Origin of the sequence: Succiniclasticum ruminis DSM 9236 (genome assembly GCF_900112895.1) — a bacterium.
GTDB lineage: Bacteria > Bacillota > Negativicutes > Acidaminococcales > Acidaminococcaceae > Succiniclasticum > Succiniclasticum ruminis.
Genome location: NZ_FONL01000011.1, coordinates 35,178 through 61,072, shown reverse-complemented (window position 1 = coordinate 61,072; position 25,895 = coordinate 35,178). Strand labels below are relative to the sequence as shown.

General features: G+C 51.9%; 20 protein-coding genes. All 20 read right to left on the bottom strand.

Annotation, left to right across the window (positions count from 1 at the left end; translation table 11 throughout):
* Positions 1-20: 20 nt before the first annotated feature.
* The 20 genes from kdsA to BM159_RS08270 all read right to left on the bottom strand — a co-directional run bounded on the left by kdsA (position 21) and on the right by BM159_RS08270 (position 25,842).
* A complete protein-coding gene (gene kdsA / locus BM159_RS08365; RefSeq protein WP_093913793.1) occupies positions 21-839 on the bottom strand; it encodes a 3-deoxy-8-phosphooctulonate synthase in 819 nt (272 codons plus the stop codon).
* Complete coding sequence (gene kdsB, locus BM159_RS08360) at positions 839-1,567, bottom strand: 3-deoxy-manno-octulosonate cytidylyltransferase (protein ID WP_093913792.1); 729 nt, start codon at positions 1,565-1,567, stop codon at positions 839-841. Before kdsB ends, kdsA begins: the two co-directional genes overlap by 1 nt.
* 61 nt (positions 1,568-1,628) lie before the next feature.
* A complete protein-coding gene (gene lpxK, locus BM159_RS08355; RefSeq protein WP_245763686.1) occupies positions 1,629-4,214 on the bottom strand; it encodes a tetraacyldisaccharide 4'-kinase in 2,586 nt (861 codons plus the stop codon).
* A 9-nt stretch (positions 4,215-4,223) separates the two neighbouring features.
* Positions 4,224-5,960 (bottom strand): lipid A export permease/ATP-binding protein MsbA, encoded by a 1,737-nt coding sequence (msbA, locus tag BM159_RS08350; RefSeq protein WP_093913791.1) that lies wholly within the window; start codon positions 5,958-5,960, stop codon positions 4,224-4,226.
* A 39-nt stretch (positions 5,961-5,999) separates the two neighbouring features.
* Entirely contained in the window at positions 6,000-7,157 is a 1,158-nt protein-coding gene (gene lpxB, locus BM159_RS08345; protein ID WP_093913790.1) for a lipid-A-disaccharide synthase, read from the bottom strand.
* Positions 7,158-7,409: 252 nt separating this feature from the next.
* Positions 7,410-8,234 (bottom strand): LpxI family protein, encoded by an 825-nt coding sequence (locus BM159_RS08340; RefSeq protein WP_177205976.1) that lies wholly within the window; start codon positions 8,232-8,234, stop codon positions 7,410-7,412.
* A 108-nt stretch (positions 8,235-8,342) separates the two neighbouring features.
* On the bottom strand, positions 8,343-9,146 hold the full coding sequence (gene lpxA, locus BM159_RS08335; protein WP_093913789.1) for an acyl-ACP--UDP-N-acetylglucosamine O-acyltransferase: 804 nt from the start codon (positions 9,144-9,146) through the stop codon (positions 8,343-8,345).
* Positions 9,147-9,460: 314 nt separating this feature from the next.
* The gene (fabZ, locus tag BM159_RS08330; protein ID WP_093913788.1) at positions 9,461-9,898 is read right to left on the bottom strand and encodes a 3-hydroxyacyl-ACP dehydratase FabZ; all 438 of its coding nucleotides are present in this window, start codon (positions 9,896-9,898) and stop codon (positions 9,461-9,463) included.
* Complete coding sequence (gene lpxC / locus BM159_RS08325; RefSeq protein ID WP_093913787.1) at positions 9,898-10,728, bottom strand: UDP-3-O-acyl-N-acetylglucosamine deacetylase; 831 nt, start codon at positions 10,726-10,728, stop codon at positions 9,898-9,900. Before lpxC ends, fabZ begins: the two co-directional genes overlap by 1 nt.
* A gap of 18 nt (positions 10,729-10,746) precedes the next feature.
* Positions 10,747-11,619 carry a lysophospholipid acyltransferase family protein gene (locus BM159_RS08320; protein ID WP_245763685.1) on the bottom strand — a complete coding sequence of 291 codons (873 nt, stop codon included), beginning with the start codon at positions 11,617-11,619 and terminating at the stop codon, positions 10,747-10,749.
* 30 nt (positions 11,620-11,649) lie between these two features.
* Positions 11,650-12,675: a UDP-3-O-(3-hydroxymyristoyl)glucosamine N-acyltransferase gene (lpxD, locus tag BM159_RS08315; RefSeq protein WP_093913785.1), complete on the bottom strand. Its 1,026-nt coding sequence runs from the start codon at positions 12,673-12,675 to the stop codon at positions 11,650-11,652.
* A gap of 197 nt (positions 12,676-12,872) precedes the next feature.
* Complete coding sequence (locus tag BM159_RS08310; RefSeq protein WP_093913784.1) at positions 12,873-13,280, bottom strand: OmpH/Skp family outer membrane protein; 408 nt, start codon at positions 13,278-13,280, stop codon at positions 12,873-12,875.
* A gap of 38 nt (positions 13,281-13,318) precedes the next feature.
* Positions 13,319-14,281 (bottom strand): OmpH/Skp family outer membrane protein, encoded by a 963-nt coding sequence (locus BM159_RS08305; protein ID WP_143089415.1) that lies wholly within the window; start codon positions 14,279-14,281, stop codon positions 13,319-13,321.
* 57 nt (positions 14,282-14,338) lie between these two features.
* Positions 14,339-14,830 (bottom strand): OmpH/Skp family outer membrane protein, encoded by a 492-nt coding sequence (locus BM159_RS08300; protein ID WP_093913782.1) that lies wholly within the window; start codon positions 14,828-14,830, stop codon positions 14,339-14,341.
* Positions 14,831-14,929: 99 nt separating this feature from the next.
* Positions 14,930-16,207 (bottom strand): hypothetical protein, encoded by a 1,278-nt coding sequence (locus BM159_RS08295; RefSeq protein ID WP_093913781.1) that lies wholly within the window; start codon positions 16,205-16,207, stop codon positions 14,930-14,932.
* A gap of 5 nt (positions 16,208-16,212) precedes the next feature.
* Positions 16,213-18,207 carry a BamA/OMP85 family outer membrane protein gene (locus tag BM159_RS08290; RefSeq protein WP_245763684.1) on the bottom strand — a complete coding sequence of 665 codons (1,995 nt, stop codon included), beginning with the start codon at positions 18,205-18,207 and terminating at the stop codon, positions 16,213-16,215.
* Positions 18,208-18,319: 112 nt separating this feature from the next.
* Positions 18,320-18,859, bottom strand: coding sequence for a hypothetical protein (locus BM159_RS08285; RefSeq protein ID WP_093913780.1), 540 nt, complete (start codon positions 18,857-18,859; stop codon positions 18,320-18,322).
* Positions 18,860-19,036: 177 nt separating this feature from the next.
* A complete protein-coding gene (locus tag BM159_RS08280; protein ID WP_093913779.1) occupies positions 19,037-19,672 on the bottom strand; it encodes a sigma-70 family RNA polymerase sigma factor in 636 nt (211 codons plus the stop codon).
* Between the two features lie 72 nt (positions 19,673-19,744).
* On the bottom strand, positions 19,745-24,070 hold the full coding sequence (locus BM159_RS08275; RefSeq protein WP_093913778.1) for a translocation/assembly module TamB domain-containing protein: 4,326 nt from the start codon (positions 24,068-24,070) through the stop codon (positions 19,745-19,747).
* A gap of 293 nt (positions 24,071-24,363) precedes the next feature.
* Entirely contained in the window at positions 24,364-25,842 is a 1,479-nt protein-coding gene (locus BM159_RS08270; RefSeq protein ID WP_177205975.1) for a TolC family protein, read from the bottom strand.
* Positions 25,843-25,895 lie beyond the last annotated feature (53 nt).

The following is a 25,895-nucleotide window of genomic DNA, read 5'->3' as shown; positions in this document are numbered from 1 at the left end:
TCATCGTATCCTTTCAATCTTTATTTACGGGTAATCCTGTCTATGGCCAGTACATCCTTCAGCAAGGCTTCCAGTCGGTCCAGACGCACCATGTTGGGTCCGTCGCTCAGGGCCTTGGAGGGATCGTCATGCACCTCCAGGAACAGCGCGTCAATGCCGATAGCCGCCGCTGCCCTTGCCATATGGGGCACGTACTGGCTCTGGCCGCCGCTGCTGGTTCCCTGCCCTCCGGGAATCTGCACGCTGTGGGTAGCGTCCATTACCACGGGATAACCCAGCTCACGCATGATGGCCAGGCCCCGCATATCGGTTACCAGTGTGTTGTAACCGAAGCTGGAACCGCGTTCTGTCAGGAGAATATTCTGATTACCCGCCGCTTCAATTTTGGCGATGACGTTCTTCATGTCCCAGGGCGCCAGGAACTGGCCTTTCTTCACATTGACGCAACGGCCGGTCTTCGCTATGGCGCAGACCAGGTCGGTCTGGCGGCATAAAAAGGCCGGAATCTGCATTACGTCCAGCACTTCTGCTGCTTTCTCTACCTGGATGGTTTCGTGCACGTCACTGATGACAGGCACGCCTAATTCTTTTTTAATGCCGGCCAGCTGTTTCAGCCCCTCTTCCAGTCCGGGTCCCCGGAAGGATGTGTGGGAAGACCGGTTGGCCTTGTCATAGGATGCCTTGAACACGTACGGCATGCCTAATTTTTCACAGATGCGTTTTACCTCCTGCCCGATTGCCAGACTGTGTTCATAGCCTTCCAGCACGCAGGGTCCGGCGAACAGCAGCATGGGCTGCCCCGGTCCCACTTTATAAGGTCCTACATTAACAATATGCATTATTTTCCTCCCAATAATCTGTTTACCGCGTCCAGATCCTCCTGGGTATCCACGCCGATGCCCCGGAAATCGCTTTCCAACACTTTAATCTTATAACCGTTTTCCAGAACCCGCAGCTGTTCCAGGCTTTCCACCTGTTCCAGGGGTGTGGAGGCCATGGCAGCGTACTGCATGAGGAATGTTCTTGTATAGGCGTAGATGCCTACGTGTTTGTACACTTTAAACAATTCCGTTTTGTTACGGGGATAGGGAATCAGGCTGCGGGAAAAGTACAGGGCGTAACCGTTCTTATCCGTTATTACCTTCACCGCAGAAGGATCGCTGTACTCGCTTTCCTGCATCAGAGTCTTCATGGTTGCCATCTGCAGCCCGGGTTCCGCCTGAAAAGCTTCTGCCAGCCGGTCTATGATTTCCGGCGGGATCATGGGTTCGTCTCCCTGCACATTGACGATGACATCCGCGTCCGGAAATTTTTCCGCTACTTCCGCCAGACGGCTGGTACCGTTAGGATGGTCTTCCCGGGTCATGCAGGCGAAGCCCCCAAAGGCAAGCACGGTATCATACACCCGTTTGTCATCCGTTGCCACGATGACCTCTGCCGGCATCTTTGCTTTTTTCGCCTGTTCATACACGCGCTGGATCATGGGTTTGCCCGCAATCAGCTTCAGCGGTTTGCCTGGCAGCCGGGTCGAGGCATACCGGGCCGGGATCACACAGATTACTTTCATGAAAGCATCTCCTTTGCTGGTACTATGGATTCTAAAACAGGTTGGTTTACATTTTACTCTCTTATGTGCTTAAGACTTCTTTAATTTCAGGTAATTCACTTTTCTTCTTTGTTTTCTTCAGCACGGTTTCCACCGTTTCTTTCAATTTTCTGTCAAAAATTTCTTCGTTCCGGGTAATCATAATGTCCATGTTCATAACGTACAGGGGAATATCCCGGTTAAAGTAAATGAATTCCGTGGGAATCTTTACCGCATCCTTGCCGGTAGTGATCAGGGCGTCCGCTTTCAGTGTGCTGGCCCGCTCTGCGATATACTGCATTTCCAGCATACCGTAATCATGATGGTCAGGATAGCGGATCGCTTCCACAATGTCCAGATCGCAGCCGGATACATTCTGCTCAAAAGATGAGGGGTTACCGATAGCGGAGAACACCATGACCTTCTTGCCTTTTAATTCTTCAAGGGGCAGGGGATTCTGCTGAATGCCTTTATACCAGTCTGCAATCTCCACAAACTCTTTGGGGTGATGGATACTTTCCACGATAGGAGCTTCCGTATTGTACTGCCGGATATTTTCCGCCAGACTGGTCCGCGTCAGCCGGGAACTCTGGTCGGACTTGGTGAACAGGAACATATCGGCCCGGTTCAGATGATTCAGTGGTTCACGCAGAATACCCCGGGGCAGCAGATTTCCGTTGCCGAACAGATTCAGGGTATCCACCAGCACGATGTCCAGATCCCGTTTCAACTGCCAGTGCTGGTAACCGTCGTCCATGATGATGACTTCGGCACGGAGCTTGTCCACTGCGTAACTGCCGGTCACGTCACGGTTTTTGCCGATGACCACCGGAATCCCGGGCATCATCTTGGCCATCAGGTAGGCTTCGTCACCGGCCTCATAGCTGGTCATGAAAATTTTCTTCCCGTCGGAGACCACACCCAATGGTTTATCCCAGTGGGAACGGTAACCGCGGTTCAGAATTACCACCCGGTAACCCATATCTTTTACCATCATGGCTACCCGCTGGGCGGTAGGTGTTTTACCGGTACCGCCTACGGTAATGTTACCGATGGAGATGACACAGCAGTCCAACTTCCGCCTGGACAGGATGCCTGCTTCATACAGCCACAGGTTCACCCGGGCGCCGAATCCGTAAATATAGGACAGTCCCCGCAATAAACCCAGCAGGATAAACGCGTACCAGGGACGTTCCGGGGCATGGGCTATGTGGAAAATGTACTGGATAATGGCGGCGCCGTGTTTCAGGCCCCCGCCGCCCGCGTCATTAAAGTTACGGGTATTGACAGGATATTCTTTCGTATAAGCACGGGGAACCGAGGCTTTCTCCAGCAGGTCTGTCAGGTAATGCATGGTATTCAGGGCCGCGCCCCGGTTTTCCCGGATGACCTGCATGGAGGCGTCCCCCATCTTTTTGCGGAGGGAATCGTCTCCCGAAATTGCCAGCAATTCTTTAGCCAGATCGCGGGCATCCTGCACCGTATGTAAGGCGCCCGCTTTGGTCAGCAGAGAGTAGGAGTCCTTGAAGCTCAGCATACTGGGGCCCACCAGGATAGGCTTGGCATGGGCAGCCGGTTCCAGCACGTTATGGCCGCCGTACCCTTTGGTCAGACTGCCGCCTACGAATACGATATCGCCTACGGCATAGATACGGCCCAGTTCGCCGATGGTGTCAATCAGCAAAACCGGATATTCCGGCCGGGGTCCGTTCATCTCCTTCAACTTGGACCGTAAGCCGGTCTGGTAATTAAACTTACCGCTCAGCCGCCTGATCTCATTCACCTTGTCAGTCCAGCGGGGAGCTATGACAAGCCTTGCTTTGGGATACTGTTTGCGCAGTTCGGTAAAAGCTGTCAGCAGGATACTTTCTTCCGGAGTATGCGTGGAACCTGCCACGATGACCGGATATGCGTCGTCTCCCAATCCCAGTTCTGTTTTATAGTTGGCCAGATCTTCCGGTGTCACTTCCGCATAGGTCTGATCAAATTTGGTGTTACCGGTCACAAAAATCTTTTTGGGATCCGCACCCAAATGGGTAATGTAATTGGCGTCAATGCTGGACTGCATGCAGAAACGGCTTACGGTCCGCAGCATATCACGCCAGATACTGAACAGATACTGATACGTCTTCACTGACCTTTCGGAAATACGGCCGTTGACCATCATCACGGGGATGTTCCTGTCCCGGATCGCCCGCAGGAAGTTCGGCCACAATTCTGTTTCTACCGGCAGGAAGATACCGGGGTGTACGCGCCGTACGACGGACTCCGCCACCCAGGGCAGATCCAGCGGGAAATAGATATAGCCGTCTGCTTCCGGTATGATCTGCTTCGCCATATTGTAACCGGCTACGGTAAAAGCAGAAACCAGCACTTTCCGTTCCGGCATGATTTTTTTGATTTCTTTCACGATCGGGCTGGTCGCAACAATTTCACCGACCGATGCGCCATGGATCCAGATACAGTCACAGCTCATCACATCCGCGATTTCTTCCCGGCGAATCAGCCCGAGACTCTGCCGGAACCGTCCGCTGAAGCCCTTTTCCGTAAATAGGCGATATAGAAAAAACGGCAGTATTACGATGAAAAATACCAGCAGTCCTAAAGTGTTATAAAGAATATACATCATACGTTATGTTCAGCTCTCTTCCTTGTTGGTGCGGTACTGAATCTGATACAGGTGGGCATATAACCCGTTCTTTGCCATCAGCTCCTCATGGGTTCCATCTTCCGCCAGCTTCCCTTTATCCAGCACAAGAATCCGGTCGGCATTTTTTATGGTAGACAGACGGTGGGCGATTATGATAGAGGTACGCCCTACCATGAGGCGATTGAGAGCTTCCTGCACTACACGCTCGCTTTCCGTATCCAAAGCGGATGTAGCTTCATCCAGCACCAGGATACGCGGATCTTTCAGGATAGCTCTGGCAATGGCAATACGCTGCCGCTGTCCGCCGGAAATGTTCACGCCACGGTCTCCCAGCATCGTATTATAACCGTCAGGCAGTTCCATGATGAAATCATGGGCATTGGCTGCTTTGGCGGCCTCTTCAATTTCCTCTTTTGTGGCATCCAGCCGGCCATATAAAATATTGTCGTACACCGAACCGTTAAACAGGATGGTCTCCTGGGGCACGATGCCTACCTGGTTCCGCAGGGAATCCAGCGTAACATGCCGGATATCCGTCCCGTCAATGCGGATTGTGCCGGCATCACAGTCATAAAACCGGGGAAGCAGGCTGGCAACGGTCGACTTTCCGGCGCCGGAAGGCCCTACCAGGCCAATGGCCTGACCCGGTTTTGCAGTAAAAGAAAGATCGTGGAGAATCTCATCCCCGGCGTTGTAAGAGAATGTCACATGCTCAAAGCTGACATTGCCAGTCACCGCAGGAAGCGCTTTTGCGTCAGGCAGATCCTGAACTTCTTCCCGCAGATCAAGCACATCAAATACACGCTGGGCTGCTGCCAGCGCCCTTTGGATATTACCACTTACACGGGTTATCCGCTTGATAGGATTGGAAATATTCACCGCATATGCCAAAAAGGCAACCAGAGAACCGGCCGTGGTTTCGCCTGCGATTACGTTGTTGCCGCCATACCACAGAATCAGCGTCACCCCCAGCGCCGCTACGAACTCGATCGTAGGCGTCAGGGTAGCCATGTATTTTGCGTTCTTCAGATTTGCCTTCAGATTTGCCTCATTTTCCCTTTCAAAACGTTCAATCTCGTACTGTTCCCGCACAAAAGACTTGACCACCCGGGCAGAAGAAACCGATTCCTGCAGCACGGAAGTGATATCTGCCGTAGCTTCCTGAATCTGTCCACCGGAACGGCGGATCTTCTTTCCGAAATAATTCATAAAATACAGTACTACCGGGAATGTCAGAATGGTAAACAGTGTCAGCTTCCAGTCAAGATAGACCATGGCGCAGACAGAACCGATCAGAATGATGCCTTCCGTGACCAGTTCAATGGTGTTGTCCACCATGGCGCCCTGCAGGGCATTGACGTCATTGGTCACATAGCTCATGATGGTACCTGTCTTATTCTTATCATAAAAAGACATGGAGAGGCGCTGCAGCTTGCGGAACACTTCACTCCGGATATCAATGATAACATGCTGTCCTACATAGCTCATGAGGTAATTCTGCCCGTACAGGAAAATTCCCCGCAGCAAAAAAATCACCACGATACTGGCTGAAATCACATTCAGCATGTAATAGTCTTTGGCATTCAGCACCTTGTCGATCATATCCCTGAAGATCCAGGGAAGGTACAGATTTCCTGCTGCCGCCAGCATAGTGCATAAAAGCGCTATTGATAATATATGAAGATATGGTTTGATATAACTTAAGATACGCTTATATAAGATCATCTGAACTCCTTGCAGAATCAACGATTTTTCTTATCATTATCAGCGCGGCAGGAGATGCCTGTCCCGGTTCTGCCGGGCCACGCGCAGCACCAGTTCCGCCACCCGTTTTACGGCGCCGCGTTCTCCCAGTTTTTCTTTAACTTCCTGCAGGTCGCGCTGCAACAGGGCAAAACGTTCCGGTTCCAACAGCTCCAGCGCTGCGGCCGCAATCTTTTCCGGCGTGCAGTCATCCTGCAGCAGCTCCGGCTCAATCAGTCTTCCCGCCACAATGTTGGGCAGACCGATGTTGGGAATCTCCACCACCTGTTTGGCAATCCAGAAGCTGATTGGGGACGCTTTGTACAGTATTTCGCAACCCAGACCGCACAACGCCGCTTCCAGCGTCACCGTACCGCTGGTGGCAATGGCAAGATCCGCCACGCTCATCACGTCGTAATTATGTCCTTCGGTCAGTTTTATATCCAGACCTGCCTGTTTGACAGGGCCTTCCAGCATTTCCCTGGCAATGGTCACCGCCCGGGGCATGGCAAAATCAATATCCGGGCGCTTCTGTTTTAAAATCTTTGCCGCCGCCAGCATATCTGGCAGCAGACGCTGAATCTCCATGGTACGGCTGCCGGGCATCAACAGGATCAGGGGATGCCCGCCCCGTTTTCCCGCCAGTTGTTCTGCTTCGTTGCGGGGCAGTGACGGTTTTACCGTGTCCACCAGAGGATGACCGACAAACTCAATATCGGCCCCATAGGATTTATACAGATTGTACTCAAAGGGAAAAATGGACGCGATCTTGTCCACGACCTTCACCACACCGGCAGCCCGGCTGGGTCTCCATGCCCAGGCAGAAGGAGCGATAAAGGAAACCACTTTGATTCCCCGTTCTTTCGCCAGCTTTGCCAGCCGCATATTAAAGCCCGGATAATCAATGGTCAGCAGCACGTCAGGTTTACGGCGGTCCATAAGTTTGATAAACGCGTTGCGCAGCTTCCAGATATCCGGAAGCCGTTTCAGCACTTCCACAAATCCCATGACGCTATGGTCTTTGATATCGAACAGCACCTCCCCGCCCGCTTCCCGCAGACAGCCGCCACCCATACCAAAGACTTCCGCTTCCGGTTCCAGTTGTTTTATGGCGCGAGTCACGGCGCCGGCATGCAAATCGCCGGATGCTTCCCCCGCAGAAATCAATATCCTGGTCATGATACCCCTGTGTACTGCTGGCTGTTGCAGGAATTTTTAATGCAAAACTTACCCTGTCAGGAAGGTTTCCTGCCGCAGCCAACAATTATCCATTTTTATACATACTAAATCATCTTATTATAACACAAAAAAGCAGCTGAATAAACCTTTCAGCTGCTGATTCCATAAATATTTCATTTTTTGTGAACGCCGGCCCTGTCACGATATGTTCCTGCCAACGCATATACGAGAAAATCGCATTGCCGGTTTCCGTCAAACCAGTTCCGATTCACTCAGGGAAACAATGCTTATGCCTTTTTCGTCCGCCATGGCCAGTGTGCGTTTGCGGTCCACCAGCAAGGTCCGGCCCGCTTCAATCACAATACCAGTGGCCCCCGCATGAATCATGGAAGTCAGCGTGGTGGTTCCCACGCTGGGCATATCGAAACGGTTATCCTGGGCAGGCTTGGCTGTTTTGGCCACGATGACGCCGCCCTTGCCGAGAAAGCCTCCCCGCAGAATGCAGGCATCGGTTCCCTCAATGGCTTCCAGGGCCATGACCGCCTGGTTTTTTACTACTACCGTCTGCCCGATGTCCAGACGCCCCAGTTCCTTGGCCATACGGAAGCCGAACTGCATGTCTTTCCATTCCTGTTCCGTCGGTTTCCGTTTCGTCAGCACGCCCGGTTCCGGCAGTAGCGGCCGGACCAGCACTGTCTGGTCCATCACATGCATGCCGGCATCTTCGATAAGTTTTACAATGGCGTTCATAATGGTATCATCCTTCCGGTCGGGAAGGGATGCCAGTACCCTGATGGTGGTCAGATCCGGGATCACCACCCCGGTTTTATATAACACTTCTTTCGTGACCTTGCCAATCATGGTTACGTTCTTTACATCATTCTGCTTCAGCGTCTGGAGGATCTTTCCCACCTTGCCCACGTTGATGGTATAAAACACATCCGCGTTTTCCGGGAGTTCCGGATCCGTTTCCGGAACCACAGCAATAGCGACGACTTTATATCCCAGCTTCTTTGCGGACTGTGCCACATCAACCGGCAGATGACCGATTCCGGCCAGTAAACCCAAGGTTTCCATATGTATACCACCCATTTATGATTTAAAGGCAGCGAAACGATCCGCTGCCTTCACTTAACTGTTTTGAAAGAGTTTGCTGCCTTTTTCCTGCTTTTAACCGCGCGCCTGCTATTTACGCGTATGGATGATGCCCCGTTCCGCATTACGCAGGAACCGCATCAGATGTTCCACCGGCTCGCTGCTGTCCAGTTCCTGCTCCATGGTTGCTACCGCTTCTTCCAGCGAAAGCCCGCTGCGGTACAGGATCCGGAACGCTTTTTTCAGCTGGGTGCGGACTTCCAGCGGCATCCCGGCCCGGGCCAGACCCACGCTGTTCAGGCCTGCTACAAAAGCAGGATCCCCCGCTACCAGCATAAACGGCGGAATATCCTGGGAAATTCTGCTCATGCCACCGGCCATGGCGTTCCGCCCGATACGGCAGAACTGATGCACCGCGGCCAGACCGCCGATGACGGCCCGGTCTTCCACGACCACATGGCCTGCCAGGGTAGCCACGTTGGACATGATCACGTTGTTGCCCACGATACAGTTGTGGGCAATATGGGTATAAGCCATCATCAGGATATCGTTGCCGATGCGGGTCTCGTTTCCTTCCCCGCAGGCACGGCTCACGGTGACGCATTCGCGGAAAACGCCCCGGTCGCCGATTACGGTATAGCTGCGTTCCCCTTTAAACTTCAGATCCTGGGGAACGCTGCCGATAGAAGCCCCCGGGAAAAACTTACAGTCTTTGCCAATCGTTGTATACGGATGGATCACTACATGCGGACCTACAATGCAGCCATCCCCCAATACCACGTCATGTTTTATCACCGCATACGGACCAATTACCACATTTTTACCGATTTCTGCGCCCTTCTCAATAATCGCAGTCTCGTGTATCTTCTGTAACGGCGTAACTACCGATGCCATTTCCTCACTCCCCTGAAGTCAGACCCCTCATCATCCTTATCGAATGTTGTCTGCAAAATTTTTGTACAACGCCAAAAAAGAAAAGCACAAAAATTCCCACATGCTAATACTTTAAAAAATATAATCCTGTAAACCCGTGTTTTTTTGTTTCCCGTTTTATTTCATATTCTGCCAAATTTTCCGTTTATCCTGTATTGTATTACTTTTAATAGGCAATATTACTTTTTTTCTTCAATTTTCTTCTTTTTTATCCGGTAACAGGAAATCGGATTCTTGTTATTTCTGTGTTGCCGTGATTTCGCCTACAGTATTCTTTATTTGTCCTGGATTGCAAAGAAGCAGTCGCATTCGCAGGCCAGTTCCCCGTCTACCTTGCCGGCACAGTGGATCACGCCCATATTGCCGTGGATCTTCACCACTTCCGCCCGGGTCACTACCTGGTCACCGGGAACCACCTGCTTATGGAAGCGGACTTTGTCAATCTTGGCAAAAACCGCGATCTTGCCCCGGTTTTCCGGCGGATACAGCATAGCCACCCCGCCTACCTGAGCCATGGCTTCGATCAACAGTACGCCAGGCATGATAGGGTTATCGGGAAAATGTCCCAGGAACTGCATCTCATTCACTGAAATATTCTTGATGCCAACGGCCCATTTCATGGGTTCCAGATCCAGAATCCGGTCTACCAGAAGCATGGGAAAACGATGCGGCAGAATTTTCTTGATTTCGGTAACATCCAGTGTAATAGCCATTATTTACCCTCCCTGTAAGCAATAATTTGTTTTGCCAGCTGCGAATTATATGAATGTCCTGATTTTACTGCAATAACATGCCCTTTCCAGGGACCGATCAGGGACAGATCCCCTAACACATCCAGGATCTTATGCCTTACCAGTTCATCCGGAAACCGGGGTACGGAAAGGCACTTTGTGTCATCATACACCAGCGCGTTTTCCAGATTTCCACCCAGTCCCAGCCCCATCTTCCGCATTTGTTCCACTTCATGCATGAAGCCGATAGTACGGGCCGGCGCAATTTCTTTCAAAAAAGTCTCTTCCGTCAACAACAGGTCAAAATACTGGGTCCCCAGCAACGGATGCGGATTGACGGATGTAAAGGATATCCGCGTCCCGTCATAAGGGAGTATCATCATAAACTTGTCCCCGTCATATACAGAAAAGGCCCTGTCAATCACGCATATCTTTCTTTCCGCGTCCTGTTCCGCCCGCCCGGCCTGTTGTACCAGTTGCGCGAACACAAGCCCGCTGCCGTCTGTTACCGGCGGTTCCGGCGAATCCATTTCAATCCGGCAGTTGTCGATTCCCATGGCAAACAGCGCTCCCAGCAAGTGCTCCACAGTAAAGACCTGGGCACCGTTTTCACTAAGGGTCGTTGCTTTCAGCGTGGAAGTAACCAGTTCCCCGCGGGCATGGATCTCCGGTGTCCCCGGCAGATCCGTCCGGATAAAAACAATACCAGTATCCGGCTTGCCCGGCTTTAATGTCATGGTCACATCTTTCCCGGAATGCAGCCCCGCGCCGGAATAACTTATTCCGGCCGCTAATGTTACCTGTTTTTCCATATACATTCCCTCAACATTCTATTTTTTCGGTCTGAACCGTTTCTTGCCGTCTTTCCAACGGTCATGCACCCAGAACCACATAGGCGGGTTTTCCCTGATTTCCTGCTCCAGGATTGCCATCATCTTCTCTGTCACCCGGGAGAGGTCCCTGTCTTTATCCTTTGTCTTTTCTGCGTACAGCGGCGGATAGATTTTAGCACGGCAGCTGCCGTCTTCATCGTAATGCATGAAAATAGGCAGGATCGGACAGCCAAAGGTCCGGCTGAAAACTGCAGGACCTGCCGGCGTAATCACTTCTTTCCCGAACAGAACAGTTTTAACGCCTGTGTCGTTGGTATCCTGGTCATACAAAATGCCTAACAGATGTTTTTCTTTCAGATACCGCCCCATGGCCAGGATCCCTTCCTTACCCTGGTTGTAGGCTACTTTCTGCCCTACGATCTCACGGTATTCGTTAATGAAGCGGTCCATTGCACCGTTATTCTGTTTTCTGGCGATACTCAGCATCGGATAACCGTGCAGGGCAACGGTCGCCCCCAGCAATTCCCAGTTGCCGAAATGCCCGGTACACATCAGGGCCCCTTTTCCTTTGGCGTAAGCCTCTTCCAGGTACTCCAGGCCATCCGTTTTCACAACAGAGTGTATCGTATCCCTGTTCAACAGCGGAAACCGCAGCACTTCCACAATCATGCGGCCAAACTTGACTACGCTCTGACGGGCAATCTTCCGGGCTTCCTCCGGTGATACCCCGAGGCATTCCTGCACGTTAGCCGCCGCCATCTTCATGCGCCATTCCTCCACAAAAAGCGGCGCCACCCTGCCCAACAGGCTACCAAAGGCCATTCCCACACTCCGGGGAAGCAGGCAGAATATTTTGCTGACCAGTTTCATTACGTAATATGTGAGCATACTCTCTCCGGATTATTTATTTTGCTTCAGCTCTGCAATTTCTTTCTGCAGGGCTTTGACTGTTTTCATCAACTCATTAAGCTTTCGCAGTTTGGACTGCTGGCGCAGCCACTCCACATGGGACATGTGCGGGAATCCGGCCAATACCTGGTTATCCCCCACGTCGCTGATGACGCCGCAGCGGCCTGCCATCGTGTTGTTGCTGCCGATGGTGATATGCCCCACCGTAGCAGCCTGCCCGCCAAAGGTATTGTTATTGCCTATGGTTACGCTACCGGGGATTCCTACCATAGCCACAAACAGGTTGTTCTCGCCTACCACATCGTTATGTCCCAGATGTACCAGGTTATCCAGTTTGGTCCCATTGCCGACAACCGTACTGCCAACGGTCGCCCTGTCAATGCAGGAGTTGCAACCGATCTCCACGTCATCACCAAGCACTACATTGCCGGTCTGCTGCACCTTGTTATGTTTCCCGTTGTTCGTTACAAAACCGAAGCCGTCACCGCCGATGACACAGCCGGACTGCAGTATATCCCGGTTGCCGATGACGCAGCTTTCCCGCACCGTAGCGTTCGGATATATCACGCAGTCTTTGCCTACCTTCACGTGGCGCCCGATATACGCATGGGAAAAAATCACCGTCCCATCCCCGATCTCCGCTCCGGATTCTACCACCGCAAAAGCCTGGATGGCCACATTCGCGCCGACTTTAGCATCCTCTGCCACATACGCCAGCGGGCTGATGACACGGGCCACCTCTTCCTGCGGGCGGAACAATTCCAAAAGTTCTGCAAAAGCCTGCTTGGGATTTTCCACGCGTATCACAGGACGGTCCAGTTTTCTGTCCCCCGGAGCCAGTATCATGGCGCCGGCACGGCTTTTATGACAGAATTCCACATAAGGCGGAATCGCAAATGAAATTTCTGTCGGTCCGGCTTCCACCAGACCGTTCACACCGGTAATGCGTAACCCAGGGTCATCGTTTTCCAGTGTGCCATGCAGAAACGCAGCCAGTTCCTGTAATGTCTTTTCCATAGTTCTACAACCCCTCTGTTTTTATCTTAAATGTTAATAATCAAGGATAGTTTAGCCGGTTCCGCTCCCGTTACCTTTTCCGATGATGTTTGCCAAGCAAAAAGCGGGCGGACGAAACTCCGCCCGCTATGGGTGAAACAAAAAATACTCTCTTTTACGATTTTGAAAAGAGGATCGAATTACGGCGAATTCCCGTATTATTTCATCTTTTTAATAACTTCTTCCGTCACGTCCACACCACCGGAAGGAACTGCATCCTTGACCAGGACTGCGCCGAGGTTTTTCTCCCTGGAAACTTCCGTCAAAGCAGTATCCAGGCTCGCTTTCAGCTTGGCCTGGGCTTCAGAAGATGCAACCTGCATCTGGGCTCTTTTATCCTGTACGATTTTTTCCGCTTCTTCCCGGCTCTTTCCTTCTGTTTCTTTCTGCATCTGTTCCTGCAGTTCTTTTGCTTTCTTCTGCAGGTCTTCTTTAATTGTCTTTACAGCCGGCGCTTCGGCCTCGACTTTTTTAATGTCTACCACGCCAAAAGCCGCATTGCGCCCGCTGCAGCCAAATGCCAGCAATGCACATACCACCATCAGACACGCTACTACTTTTTTCATGTTCTTTACTCGTCCTTCCTGAATTATTGTCAAGTTTATTATTTTCCTGTTGAACTTCCTGCCGTTTTTTTGTTTAACGCTTCCGCCGCTTCCGCACGGGCCCCCAGCTTTTTCAAACCGGAAATTACGTCCCCGGTCACATCATCCGCCGCAACATTGGTGCGGTACTTATGAAAAACGATAGAATAGCCCCGTTCTTTCGCTAGCTTTATAACGATGCTCTCCGTCTCCTTTTTTATTGAGGTTTCCAGTGTTTCAATGCCCTGCTGGCGCTTGTCCAGTTCCTCATCTATTGTACCCAGCAGTTCTTTCAGAACCCCCGGAGCCTTTTGCAGAAGCGGGTCATCCGTTCCTTTTTTCATTTCTTCCATCATCTGCCCCTGCAGCTGACGGGCGTATGCATCCAGCCGCTGCCGCATAGCGTCTATATGCGGCTGCATCCGCTGGTTCACCAGCCCCATCTTGTGCTGCATCAGCAACATCCGGTCACGGTCTCTGTCAGCCCGCGCAGCTTTCAGTTCCGACTCTACCTTTTTACGGTCCTCCGGAACCATACGGACCGTATCCAGTTTAAGCCGCAGATTAAACAGGCGCAGCTGGTAATGTTCTTCCAGTTTCTTTTCTTCAGCAGCCAGTTCTTTATCTACCTGATCTGCGAGCTGATCGCTCAACTGCTTCAGTTTTTGCTGTTCTGCCGTCTGTTTTTCCGTCATGCGGGTGAAAAAATCAGCCGACAGGAAATTTTGCTTACTGTTCCGCTTCAACTGATACAGTTTCGCCAGGCTGCTCATCTGGGTTTTTCCGATGATTTCCTGTTCCCTGCGCTTATCCAAAAGCAGGCCGTAATCATCTTTCAGCTTTTGCAAACGGGCATGCTGCGGATGCTCCTGCAGGACTTTTTCCCAATTCACAACCGCGATCTTTTCCCCGCTTCCGATTTTACTGCAGGCAGAAAGCATCAGCGCCAGACCCGTGAAAATTATCAAAAGCCAGCGCATCATGTTTCCTCCTTCTACAATGGAAAATGAGGCTCCTGCAGAGCCTCATTTCATGCATTATCATTTCTTCGGATTCTGCAGTGCTTTGGCCACTTCATCGGTGATATCCGTACCGCCGTAAACCACGGTGGATTTATCAACTACAACTTTCAGGCCTTTCTTCTCCGCAATCTTTTTAATAGTATCGTTGATCCCGGTCAGAACCGGATCCATTAACTCTTTTTCCTTAGTAGCGAGGCGTTCCTGCATCTGTCTGTAATACCGCTCTTTTTCTTCTTCATTCATATTCTGGCTGTTATTGTCAAATTCCCTGCGGGTCTCGGCAATCGCTTTCTGCATATCTGAACGGACCTGTTCCAGCTGCGGGGACTGAGAAACAAGAACCTGGTAATCCACGACACCGATAGCCGATTCACTCGACGCGGCAGAAGCGACGCTGCTGCCAAACCCGCCGGCGCTCATGGCCAGTGTGAAACAGCCGATGACAAAGATTGCCGCAACAATCAGCGAAATGGTTTTTACATTCTTAGGATTCCGTAATTTTTCCATCATAATAGAAATTACCTGCTTTCTTAAAAAATAATTATATGCATATATTATACCAGCCCATGCCGGTACTTTCAACATTTCACCGGATATTTCAAGATTTTTTTACAGATTGCCCACAATCCGGAAATAGGACTTGTTTGTCGAGTACACATATTCCCCGCTCAGGAATTCATGAATCCGATACCGGACCGCATACTCGTTCTCTTTTCTGTCCCCGAAATGTTCGTAGCGGATACGCCATTTCGGCGTAAAATCATATTCCAGCCGGTATACATTTGCACCCGCCGGAACACGGCGCATATAGGACAGGGTTGTCTTGCCCCAGTGATACGCGTAACCGGCACTGAAATCCCATCTTACATCTTTCAGGTCCAGGCCGGCTTCACCGAAAATCTCGTCCCGGTGGGAAATAAACTTGCCGATATGGGCACGACCGGAAAGATTGTGGTCTTTTCTCCCTATATCACCGTATCCTTCAAACCAGATTTTATACTCATCGGATTCCAGAGTTATATCCAGCTGCGTTTCCGGCCCGGGTCGGATCCCGATCTCCGGCGTCAGATGGTGCCGCCTGACCTGAGGTTCCCGGGAAAGTTCCTGCTGCAGCCTGTCAGCCAGCTCCTTAAACTCTGTTTCAATGTAAGAAACCGGCAGCCCCTGCAGGGATTTTGCCTTGTCCGCGTATTTATATTTCAGCTTCATCAACAGTATATTCGGTATGGAACGGGAAACCATGCTGTACTGTACGTTACGCACCAGTTCCCCCACCGGGTAAATAATCACCTGCACTGCCGCATTATCATCCCGGGTCGTCAGATCCACGGCTGCCTTGAAATCCGGCAAAGCCGTCTCTACACAGCTTTTTACCTGGCCCCGCAGAATACCTCCTGCCCAGTCGGCCGCATCCAGCGAAGCTCCTTCCAGCGTTTTCCGGAGCTGTTCCCGCAAGGCAGGTATTTTCTCCTCCAATGCTGCTGCAGCAAAGGGACTGACGCCGGAAAACTGTATGTCCACATCCACCTTTTGCACGGTCTGCGCCCAGGGCGCAACCGCAAAGGCCAGATTTACCGTCATCCCGTCCCGTCCCTGTTCCGTGGAAAGAACGACCCGGTTCGTCTGGTATCCGGTAATCACACGGTCGGAAATTTCCGACAGCAGGCGCTCATAACCCGTTCTGTCTGCTGCAATAAATTCCGAGTCCCTGCCATTAAACAGCTGGGCAGCCACCACCTGCATACTGTCTTCCATCTTGCGGAGCAGGACGGGGCTGGTTTTCCCAGCCTCATCACGGATGGTCACATCCACCTTTGTCACCGGCGCCGCCAGGACGCTTGCTGTCCACAGCAGGCAGGCCAGAAACAAGCTTGCTGTTTTAAACATAATAATCAGAACTGTCCGCCAAAGCTAAAGTGGAACCGGCTGCGCTGCTTTCCTTTACCCCAATCCAGCTTGATCGGTCCTAACGGCGAATTGATCCGCAGGCCGATACCGTAACCGGATTCCAGCAGGCCCAGGTCAAAAGCGCTCTGGTCCCGTTTATCCCAGGCGTACCCGATATCATAGAATAACGCGCCCTGTATCTTTTTCCGGATGGGGAAACGGTATTCCGCCGTCCCCCTCAGCATGCTGTTGCCTCGGAACTGGTCGTCTTTGTAGCCACGCAGGGTATCCGCGCCGCCTATCGAGAAACGCTGGGACAGAGGCAGATCGCCCCAGGCATAGCCGGCAGACAAATCAAAGGCCAGCACCCGGTTTTTGGGCAGCGGCAGGTAATAACGGTAATCCACGGTGATCTTTTCAAATGTGAAATCCCCGCCCAGGCCGGCTAACTCCAGAGAATACGAATTACGCTTGCCGGCATGGGGGTCATAGATGTTGTCGCGGGAATCATACACGCGGGTATACGTTATACTGTTCGTCGTGCCGAAGTTTTCGTCACGGCGTTCCCGCGCAGTCGCCGGCCACTTCCCCTCAAATTGATGATACTTGCCCTTGGGATCTGATATTTGCTTGTCAAAAGAATCCTCATAATATTGCATGCTATAGCCTTTAATCTGCTTAACATACTTATCTTCACGATGTTTCAGTGTAATAGCATGCCGTACAAACTCTCCCTGGGGGCGGCCAAGGGTCATTTCCTGCCCCACACGTTTTTTATCATACCGGGCAATTTCATCCCCCTGACGGTCGTAATCCGCATATTCATGGGTTAAATCATACAGGGTGACGCCCAATGAGGTTTCCTTCTTATCCAGCCAGGGCTTACGGTACGAAATCTCATAGTTTTTATTATCTTCACCGCCAAATTCCCAGCGGAACAGGATGCTGTCGCCGGTTCCCCGGAGATTCTTATCACCGACGGAAATCATGCCGACAAAGCCGTCCGCATCGCTGTAACCTGCGCCGATGCCGAACGTGCCTGTATTCATCTCAACCACATCAATTTCCATTTCCACCGCGTTAGGCTGGCGGCCGGGATTCAGCTTCATATTGACATCTTCAAAAAATCCCAGATTCTGGATGCGGTTCAGGGAGCGGCGGGCTAATGCCGAATTGAAAGGTTCGCCCTTTTTCAGGCGGATTTCCCGCAAAATTACCTTGTCCTTTGTCTTGACATTGCCTTTCACTTTAAAATCTTCTACAATGCCTTCATTGATCTTTATAGCCAGAATCCCGCCCGGCATGAAGCCTACATCTGTAATACGGGCAAGGATATAACCGTCCCTTTTATACTGTTCTTCAACAAACCCCAATTTCTTGTTGGAGTCCCGGACATTGACAATCTTGCCTTTCGGGAGATTCACGATCTGGCGTATCTTTTCTGTGGAAATCTTGGTGTTCCCCGTTACTTCCAGATGGTCAAACCGGGGGTTTTCCAGCACATGATAGGTTACCTGTACCCCTTCCGGAACGGTCTGGAATGACGGCCGGATCTCATAAAACCAGCCCATGCCGTAAATGGCCTGGATGTCTCTGGATATGTCTTCTTCTGTCAACGGCAGACCCGGTTTGCTGTAGGTTACTTTCAGGATATCCTCTGACGGGATTTCCTCATTTCCTTCAACACTGATTTTTGTGAGTGTCTTATTAAGGTAAGGAGCCAGCTCGCTATCTGCTTCTTCCTGCACCCCTATATTCTGCCCCGGAACCGGTCTGCTCGCGGGAGGGAGATTTAACGGGTTCGTCCTGACGGCTGCCGATCCTGCAGTTCCGCCCCCACGTGTCTGCGCAGCCTTATCCTCACCGGTCGTTGCAACAGGCTTCTTTTTGAGTCCGATCGAATCCGATACGGTCGTTGTCGTTTCCGCAAAAACCGGACCTGCAACCAGCAATGTTGCCATCAAACTGACTGTGAGCTGCTTTCCCAAAGCGTGTTTCATAATACCAATTAACCTCCCTGTAAAGCTGGTAATTTCTTACCGAATGCTGTGTTAATCACTTAATGTTATATTATACACCTGATGGTGACTTTTTGACAAATATTTTACGTATTTACCGCATATTTTCCAGTTCCTGTTTCCCGGAACGGATCAGCTGGCGCATCTGGCCGGCAGAAAGACGGACTCCCCCGTCCCTGTTAACGGGTTGCTTCAGTTGCGGCGCGGCAGTCTGTACCGGAGCATCCGGTTTTTCCCTGATGACCGCTTTCTTCTCAGGCATAACAGCTGAAGTTGCGGCGTTTTGCCGGGAAGCAGGCATTTGCTTATCCGTGCTTACCGATTCTTTAATTTCCGCAGCCGCCGGCGTACCCTGTAATCCTGCGGCGTTGGTCGTGTTCCCTCCGTACGCAGAAGCCCACCACCAGCCCAAACATCCCGAGGCCAGCACCAGCACGGCAAAACACGCCGCCAGCGTATGGCGGGTCCAGGAAATGCCCGGACGTTTCTGCCGCAGATTATCCAGTTCTGCTTCCGCCAGCATCAGATCCAGTTCGCCGCGGACCTCCTGATTGCTGCGGAAACTGCGTTCCGCATTGTCCAGGCTGGCTTTCGCGTTCCGGATCCGGCTGCACACAGACCGGCTCTGATTCATACGGTTACACCCCCAAACTTACATATGATTATATATAATCTGAATTAACTTGGCAAATTAACTTGCAAAAAAAACGTAAAAACAGTCAATTATTTCAGATTATCTGTCTTTTTCTGCGGTTTTTTACTGAATTGGACCCATTATCTTTATGGTTTTACCTGATACGTAATTCCCGTTTCACTTCCTGAACTCGCTCATAAAACGGGACAGCATCCCACGTATCCTGCGGACCCCCTGCTTTTCCAGACGGTATATGTGACTTGGCGTTACATGGATATCGGCAGCCAGATCAGACGGCGTCCTGTTCTCCAGAAAAATCCCCTGCAGGACCTGCTTTTCTTTCTGCGGAAGCCGTTCCACCGCCCGGGACACCCGGTCGGAGACCGCGCGGCGTTCCGCTACTTCTTCCGGAAGCGGCTGGGAAGCAGACAATATTTCCGTCAGGCGCCAGCCTTCTGCCATTTCCCGGTCCAGTGACAGATCGTCGCGGGAAAACTCCCGGTTAAGAAAATCACACATCCTGCCCCGGATACGGTGAACCGCATACAGGCTGAATGCCACACCCTTTGTATGATCATAACTCTCCGCGGCTTCCAGAAGGCCCACCGTGCCTTCCTGGATCAGCTCCATGGTAGTCTCTTCCGGCATATGGAACCGGACAGCCGTTTTAAATACCAGCGGCTGATAGGCGCTGATCAGTATCCGGTGGGCAGTCCCGTCCCCTTCCGCTTCCCGGATCCAGAGTTCCTTCTCTTCCTCCGGGGAAAGAAGTTTTACTTTTTTCAGTTCTTCCAGATATTTCTGTAACATCATAACCCCTCTCTGATTCTGGAAAGTGCTGCCAGCCGGTTTTGCGCCCCTGCCGGCAGATTCACCGGTTTTTCCTCAGAACGTAATACGGTATTCCACACTGTAGCGCCTTTCGTGGTCTTCATTCTGGGAAAGAGTGATGTTCATATGTTCCGTAAGCTGATACTGTGTATAGACGTTCTCATATTTTCCGTCAAAACTGCTGGTATAACCGATTTTCCAGCGGTCCGTCAGGTTTTTCGCAACCAGGAAATTATACTGCTCTTTTTCTTCCTGCGTCAGTTCACGGATGATGCGGTTGTCAAAATCCACACCGTTGTCCAGTTTCCCGACATATACACGGAACTCATCGATGCCGAGGGCTCTGCGGATTGAATGCTCCACATCCCCCAGTAAACCGGTCTCCAGCCCTGCGATCAGGAGATTGTGCATGTCTTCATTCGTTATGTCGTCGCTTCCGGCGGAAGCGCGCTGCAATGTCAGCATCCGGACGATGGCGTTCTGCGACAGATACGGGTTCGACTGCAGTTTCATATCCAGATTGTCTTTGTTCAGCGAACCGTCAACCTGGAGCGCAATGCGGTAGCGGCTGAATTTCGTGTTGGCGTTCAGCTTGACATACGGCAGGAACGTGCCCGGCTGTGACCACCGCAAAGAGCCTTTCTCCACTTTGAAACGGGTCCGGAGATAGGTCACGGTGCCTTTATCCGTATCAATGCCGCCACTGACCCGCGGGAAGACCGTGCTTCCCTCTGCCTTCACCGAACCCTTCAGCCACAGGTCATACAGATATTTATTATACAGGTGTACTTTGGAACCCAGGTTCACAGAAACATTCAAGCCAAGGTTCGCGCTGCCTTCCCCCAGGGAGGGGATCGTGGGCATATTGACCGTGACATCGTCCAGCGTGGCGGTCATCGTAATTTTAGGCCGCCAGCCTTCTTCTGTCCCCGTCACCTGCGGCGCACTTTTGTCTGCCGGCGCCGCGCCTTCAACCTGTTTCTGCAGAAGGCGCCGCGGAACCCGGTAATGCTCAGGAGATACGGCAAAGGTTCCGTTGATGCGTCCTTTAAAGATTGCCGAATCAATCTCGGCGTTCTTCGCTGTGGCGTTGAACAGATAAGACTGTTCGCCGGAAGCCCTGAAATCATAACTGCCGCTTCCTTCCAGCGTGCCTTTTCCCAAAACAGCGGAAATCTGTTCTACCAGGACCTTGCTTCCGCTGAAAGTCATTTTCAGGTTAACCTTATCAATCAGCGAATGGATGTCTTTCAGTTTCACGCAGCCATCCGCAACGGCAAGGGTTCCGAATAACTGCGGGTCGTCCAGCGTGCCTGCCACAGTAACGATGCCTTTTGTGTCTCCCAGGCTCCAGTCTATTCTGGGATGCGCCCCGAAAACCGCCAGGCTGGCTTTATTGAAATCTACTTTTACGTCCATCTGCGCATCGGGATTTTTCCGGTTTTCCCTGGCGCGGAATGCGTCTACCGGGACCCTGCCCTGCGCTATCAGTTTATAAACATCCTGCTCTGCGGAAACCTGGCGCAGCGTAATGATGTCGTTATCCAGGACAAACTCCGCCGAAGCTTTGTCAAACGGCACTTCTTCCAGACTGCCCTGTAAGATTTCCGCAGAACCATTTCCTTTCAGTTTATCCCACGGACCTTCCAGCTGCGCTGACATGTTCAGCGAACCGGTAAGGACTGCGGGCTTCTGCATAAACGCGGTCAGGATCGCCGGGTTCGCATCCACCGCCTGCGCCTTCATGTTCATTTCCCGCCTGCGGAGGTCCACGGTACCCCGGAGCGCAATCGTTCCTTCCCGGAAAAAGGCCCTGTCTTCCTGCAATTTAATATTTTCAACGGTCAGAAGACCTTTGTTAAGCCGCGCCTTCAGCGCCATCTGGTCGTACTTTACACCGTTGACATCCAGATTGTAGCCCCAGAAATCCGCCACCGTATCCGCGTCCGGGCCGTTAAATTCCAATGTGCCGGCTGCCAGCCCCTTGACCGGGAAATCCACTTTGGCCATCTTCAGGATGTTCTGCAGGTCCCCATACATGATCCCCATTTTGCCCCTCAGGTCGCGCTTTGGCCTGTTCAGGGTGAGGTCGATCATATAGGCGGAAGTCAGCCCGTCCGTATTGGTCTGCTCACACTCGCCTTTTAACGAGTTGATATCCTTGCCGTTGCTGACCAGAACCCCTTTCAGGTTTTTAACCGGGACTTCATTGATGGAAAACTCTTCACTGGAAACATTGCCCGCAAACAGCGGAGTATCCGCCGTTCCGGACAAATGCCCCTTCGCGGAAACAAAACCGGCCAGCGCCACATTCTCCTCACGTACCGGCAGACGGCTCAGGTCCACATCCGTCGCTTCCGCCTCAAAATCCAGATGACGGTCCGCATCCATGACCCCGTGGAGCTTTAACGTGGATGACAGTGCCTTTACTACAACATTATCCAGGCGCAGGGAACCTTTATGATAAAAATATCTGCCCGTCAGGGAGTCTACAAGATATCCTTCCACGCTGCCGTCAGACATATCCGCGTCACCCTGTACGGCAGGGTCAGACAAGGTCCCTGTTATATACATACGGTTTGAAAGGTTGCCCGTAGCGGTAATCACATCCTGTAACCCGGCTGCCGCCAGCAACGGTTCGATACGGACCTTTTCCGTGTCCAGAGCCAGATCGAACCGCGGTTCACCGCCCCGCAGATCGACGGTTCCGTTTGCCGTATGGCTTCCCCGGTCCATAACCAGCTGATAGTCTTTTAACTGCGCAACATTATCACGAACGGTAACATAGCCGCTGCCATCCTGCACAAACAGATCTTTCCAGGCAACCTGCTGAAGTTGTACCGGGCCTTCAAAATTAACACGGCTTCCCTGGCCATACAGGTGGTACGAAGACGAAGAAACAAACCCGCCTCCCTGCTGTCCGGCCACTGCCATGACCGGGTCCAGGGGCATATTCGCCATCTTCCCCTTCAGGTCGTAACCGCCGTCAAAGGACACCCTGCCGGCGGCCTGCAACGCGCCGTTCCCTGCCAAAGCAGAAAATGTTTGAATATCTACGGCGCTGTTAGTCAGATTTGCATCAAAATCCACCGCATTGAGCCGGGTATCACGCCATTGCAGATTCATCGTGTTGGCAGCCACATTCACATCCAGTCTGCCATCTTCCTGGTTATAGGTGCCGCTGCCAGCAAGCGCGGCATTGAGCAGGAACTTTTCCCCGTTGAACGTTTCGCCGTCCAGGGTCACTTTCCGGATATCAGCAGTTCCCGTCAGTTTCCCGGAAGCCAGTTCATATACACCCTGCCCGCTGATCCTGCCGCCCCTGTACGCGGCAGTAAAATAATTCACAGCCGCCTTGTTTTCGGCCAGCACCGCTTCCGCTTCAATATTCTTCAGCGTTTCGCCATTATAGGTAAACTTGTCCGACCGCAGGGAAAGATGGCCTTCCGGGTTATCCAGATCATGGATGTCCAGGGCACCGGACAGGACGGCAGCCTGCTCATTCAGGCTGACCTGCAGTCTATCCGCGGTTATGACATGATCTGACGAAGACACGTTACCTGTGATCCGGAACGGCAGTTCCTGCCCGTTCATCTGGTATCGGCCCCGTACATCCTGCAAAACGCATTTTCCTTTTAAAACGGTGTCCTTTCCGTCGTTGTTCCATTCCCCGTCAATCCCCGTAACCTGGCCGGCCGCCTCTTTAACCCCGCCATAGCGTAACGCCAGGGCATGATAGGGCGCCAGATCCACCCGGTCCGATTTCATGACGATTTTGCCCACACCTTTATTGTCAATACTGCCCAATACGGTTGCTGTTTCCATGCCGGGCGCATTCACCCTGAAGTCCAGGTCAAAGGCAGGATTATAGCTTCCGTCCACCGACCCTTCCACGCTGAATTCCCAGTTCCCTTCAGGAAGCTTCACCTTCACGGTTCCCCCGTGTACGTTGGCCTTCCCGTAGAATGGGGTCGTTTCCGACTGCGAAGGTTTCAATAAGTTCTGAAAGCTCCACTTTTCTTCTTTGTCCTGTTCCAAATACAAAACAGGCTTTTCCATATCTATCGCCGAAACAGCCTTTTCCAGACCTCCCAGCGCTTTAAGAGGGTTGAGGGACAAGGATACCCTGGTTTCCGGCAGGGAGGCAATGATCTGCTGCTTCCCGTTTTTTACGGTCACATCTCTCACCACGAACCCGGTCAGGCCGGACTGTGCGACCGAACCGATCTGTACGGTCCCGTTCACATAATCCGCCGCCATTTTTTCCGCATAAGAGCCCGCCTTTTCCAGCAAACCCGGCAGAACCAGCTGCGTGATCCCCAAAAAAAGGACGCAGAAAACCGCTGCGATGCCTGCAAGCCATTTTACCAGCCGATTCATTTCGTTATCGCGCCCCCGTCAAGTTTCTAAAATAGATTCATACAGGTCTGCCGTGCGCATCCCGCATTCGTAAGCCGGTATGATTGCAAAAATAAAACTAATATCCCATATTAGAAATATTATAGCAAAAAGAGACACAGAATGACAGCATTTTTTTGTATCACATCTGTGAATTTTTCACTGAAACCAGCGCTGCGGCACAATATCTGACAAAAAAACTGCCGGCCGGATCATCATCCGAAATGATGTTCCGGCCAACAGCCTGTTTTATCCTGTAAGGAACTATAAAATTGTCAGGCTTTCTTCTTAGCTGCCGATGCCGCTTTCCGCCGTTCTGACCGGGCTTTTTCCATCGCCTTTACTGTCTCTTTCAGCGTCTTGTCGGAATCGGTAGCTTCCACTGCCGCATTGTATACAGCCTTGGTTGCTTTATAGCGTTCGCCGTAAGTCAGGTACCTGTAGTCATCCGGACGGGCTTCGATACCCATGGCGGTATCCAGGGCCGTTTTCGCAAGGTTATAATCGTACAGGGAACTGTTAAAATTGTTGCGGGCCCTGTTCAGCGCCACCTGGGCGTCCAGCACATCCGTATTGGTGCCGACGCCGGCTTCGTAACGGACCTGGGCGATATGATAATCTTCCTCCGCCTTGGCTACGGCAACCTGGGTGGTTGAGATGCGTTTTTCCGCTTCCCGCAGGGTATTATAGCAGTTCCGCACATCCAGTTCCACGTTATTCGTGTCCTGCCGGTAGGTTTCCTTGGCAGCCATAAGATTTGCCTTGGCCCTGGCCACATTGGACTTCGTCACGCCGCTGTCAAACACATTCATGTTGATACCTACACCGGCGCCCCAGTTGCTGTCCTCGTCACCGGGCCATCTGTCGTCCGACCAGCTGTTGGAAAGGGAACCGGAAACCGTAGGCGTCCAGCCGGCTTTTGCCCCGTTCAGCGCCGCTTCCGCCGCTTTTACCTGCAGACGGCTCTGCTGCAGATCCAGGCGGTGGAGCATGGCATAACCGATGCAGTGGGGAAGCGTTTCCCCATAGGTCTTGTAACCCAGCTCTTCCACCGGAGCCAGCCTGGTATCCTGGGCAATCCCCATGATATTGTTCAGCCTTGCTTCCGCAATACTGTGCTGGTTTTCTGCTTTGAGCAGGTCCTGCTGGGCCGATGTCAGTTCCACTTCACTGCGGAGCAGGTCCACCTTGGCTACCACGCCCACATCATACTGGGCCTGCACGTTTTTCAGATGGTCCTGCAGGGTCGTTACCGACTGCTCACAGACTTCCTGGGCGTCAATGGTCGCCAGCAGGGTATAATAGGCATTGGAAACGGTCTGTTTCAGCCGGATGAACGCCAGTTCCTCCCCTAACACGCCGCTCTGGTATCTGGCTTTGGCCTGTTTCTCCGCCGCATTCAGGCCGGCGTTAAAAATGGGTACGGAAAGACTAAAACTGTTGCTGTGCGCTGTCCTGAGATTTTTACTGTAACCGCCACCTATTACCGGCTGTTCATCCCAGTAGCCGCCCCGGTTGGTGTTATGGGAAAATGTCACCTTGGGCCCGAAGCTCTCCCTGGCGGCATTATAGTCCGCCCGCGCCGCATCCAGGCTGTACTCCGCTTTTTTAATATCCGCATGGGAAGCAAAAGCTTTATCAAGGGCAGTCTGCAGATCGATCGGCAATGTTCCCTGTGCAAAAGCGCCCGGAACCAGCAGCACTGTAAACAATGCCCCCAACAAAGCTGTACGAGCAGTATTTTTCATCTTCATTTCCATACCTCCAGTTTTCTGACTGAAAAAACCAGCCAAATAATTATATATGG

What these genes read in the sequence shown, in the direction of transcription:
- BM159_RS08300 (WP_093913782.1), bottom strand. Translation starts at nt 14,830, where the DNA reads ATGATGGAAAAATTACGGAATCCTAAGAATGTAAAAACCATTTCGCTG.
- msbA (WP_093913791.1), bottom strand. Translation starts at nt 5,960, where the DNA reads ATGATCTTATATAAGCGTATCTTAAGTTATATCAAACCATATCTTCAT.
- BM159_RS08305 (WP_143089415.1), bottom strand. Translation starts at nt 14,281, where the DNA reads ATGATGCGCTGGCTTTTGATAATTTTCACGGGTCTGGCGCTGATGCTT.
- BM159_RS08320 (WP_245763685.1), bottom strand. Translation starts at nt 11,619, where the DNA reads ATGAAACTGGTCAGCAAAATATTCTGCCTGCTTCCCCGGAGTGTGGGA.
- BM159_RS08275 (WP_093913778.1), bottom strand. Translation starts at nt 24,070, where the DNA reads ATGAATCGGCTGGTAAAATGGCTTGCAGGCATCGCAGCGGTTTTCTGC.
- lpxC (WP_093913787.1), bottom strand. Translation starts at nt 10,728, where the DNA reads ATGGAAAAACAGGTAACATTAGCGGCCGGAATAAGTTATTCCGGCGCG.
- kdsB (WP_093913792.1), bottom strand. Translation starts at nt 1,567, where the DNA reads ATGAAAGTAATCTGTGTGATCCCGGCCCGGTATGCCTCGACCCGGCTG.
- BM159_RS08295 (WP_093913781.1), bottom strand. Translation starts at nt 16,207, where the DNA reads ATGTTTAAAACAGCAAGCTTGTTTCTGGCCTGCCTGCTGTGGACAGCA.
- BM159_RS08280 (WP_093913779.1), bottom strand. Translation starts at nt 19,672, where the DNA reads ATGATGTTACAGAAATATCTGGAAGAACTGAAAAAAGTAAAACTTCTT.
- lpxK (WP_245763686.1), bottom strand. Translation starts at nt 4,214, where the DNA reads ATGATGTATATTCTTTATAACACTTTAGGACTGCTGGTATTTTTCATC.
- BM159_RS08290 (WP_245763684.1), bottom strand. Translation starts at nt 18,207, where the DNA reads ATGAAACACGCTTTGGGAAAGCAGCTCACAGTCAGTTTGATGGCAACA.
- lpxB (WP_093913790.1), bottom strand. Translation starts at nt 7,157, where the DNA reads ATGACCAGGATATTGATTTCTGCGGGGGAAGCATCCGGCGATTTGCAT.
- lpxD (WP_093913785.1), bottom strand. Translation starts at nt 12,675, where the DNA reads ATGGAAAAGACATTACAGGAACTGGCTGCGTTTCTGCATGGCACACTG.
- BM159_RS08270 (WP_177205975.1), bottom strand. Translation starts at nt 25,842, where the DNA reads ATGAAGATGAAAAATACTGCTCGTACAGCTTTGTTGGGGGCATTGTTT.
- BM159_RS08310 (WP_093913784.1), bottom strand. Translation starts at nt 13,280, where the DNA reads ATGAAAAAAGTAGTAGCGTGTCTGATGGTGGTATGTGCATTGCTGGCA.
- BM159_RS08340 (WP_177205976.1), bottom strand. Translation starts at nt 8,234, where the DNA reads ATGGAAACCTTGGGTTTACTGGCCGGAATCGGTCATCTGCCGGTTGAT.
- fabZ (WP_093913788.1), bottom strand. Translation starts at nt 9,898, where the DNA reads ATGGCTATTACACTGGATGTTACCGAAATCAAGAAAATTCTGCCGCAT.
- kdsA (WP_093913793.1), bottom strand. Translation starts at nt 839, where the DNA reads ATGCATATTGTTAATGTAGGACCTTATAAAGTGGGACCGGGGCAGCCC.
- BM159_RS08285 (WP_093913780.1), bottom strand. Translation starts at nt 18,859, where the DNA reads ATGAATCAGAGCCGGTCTGTGTGCAGCCGGATCCGGAACGCGAAAGCC.
- lpxA (WP_093913789.1), bottom strand. Translation starts at nt 9,146, where the DNA reads ATGGCATCGGTAGTTACGCCGTTACAGAAGATACACGAGACTGCGATT.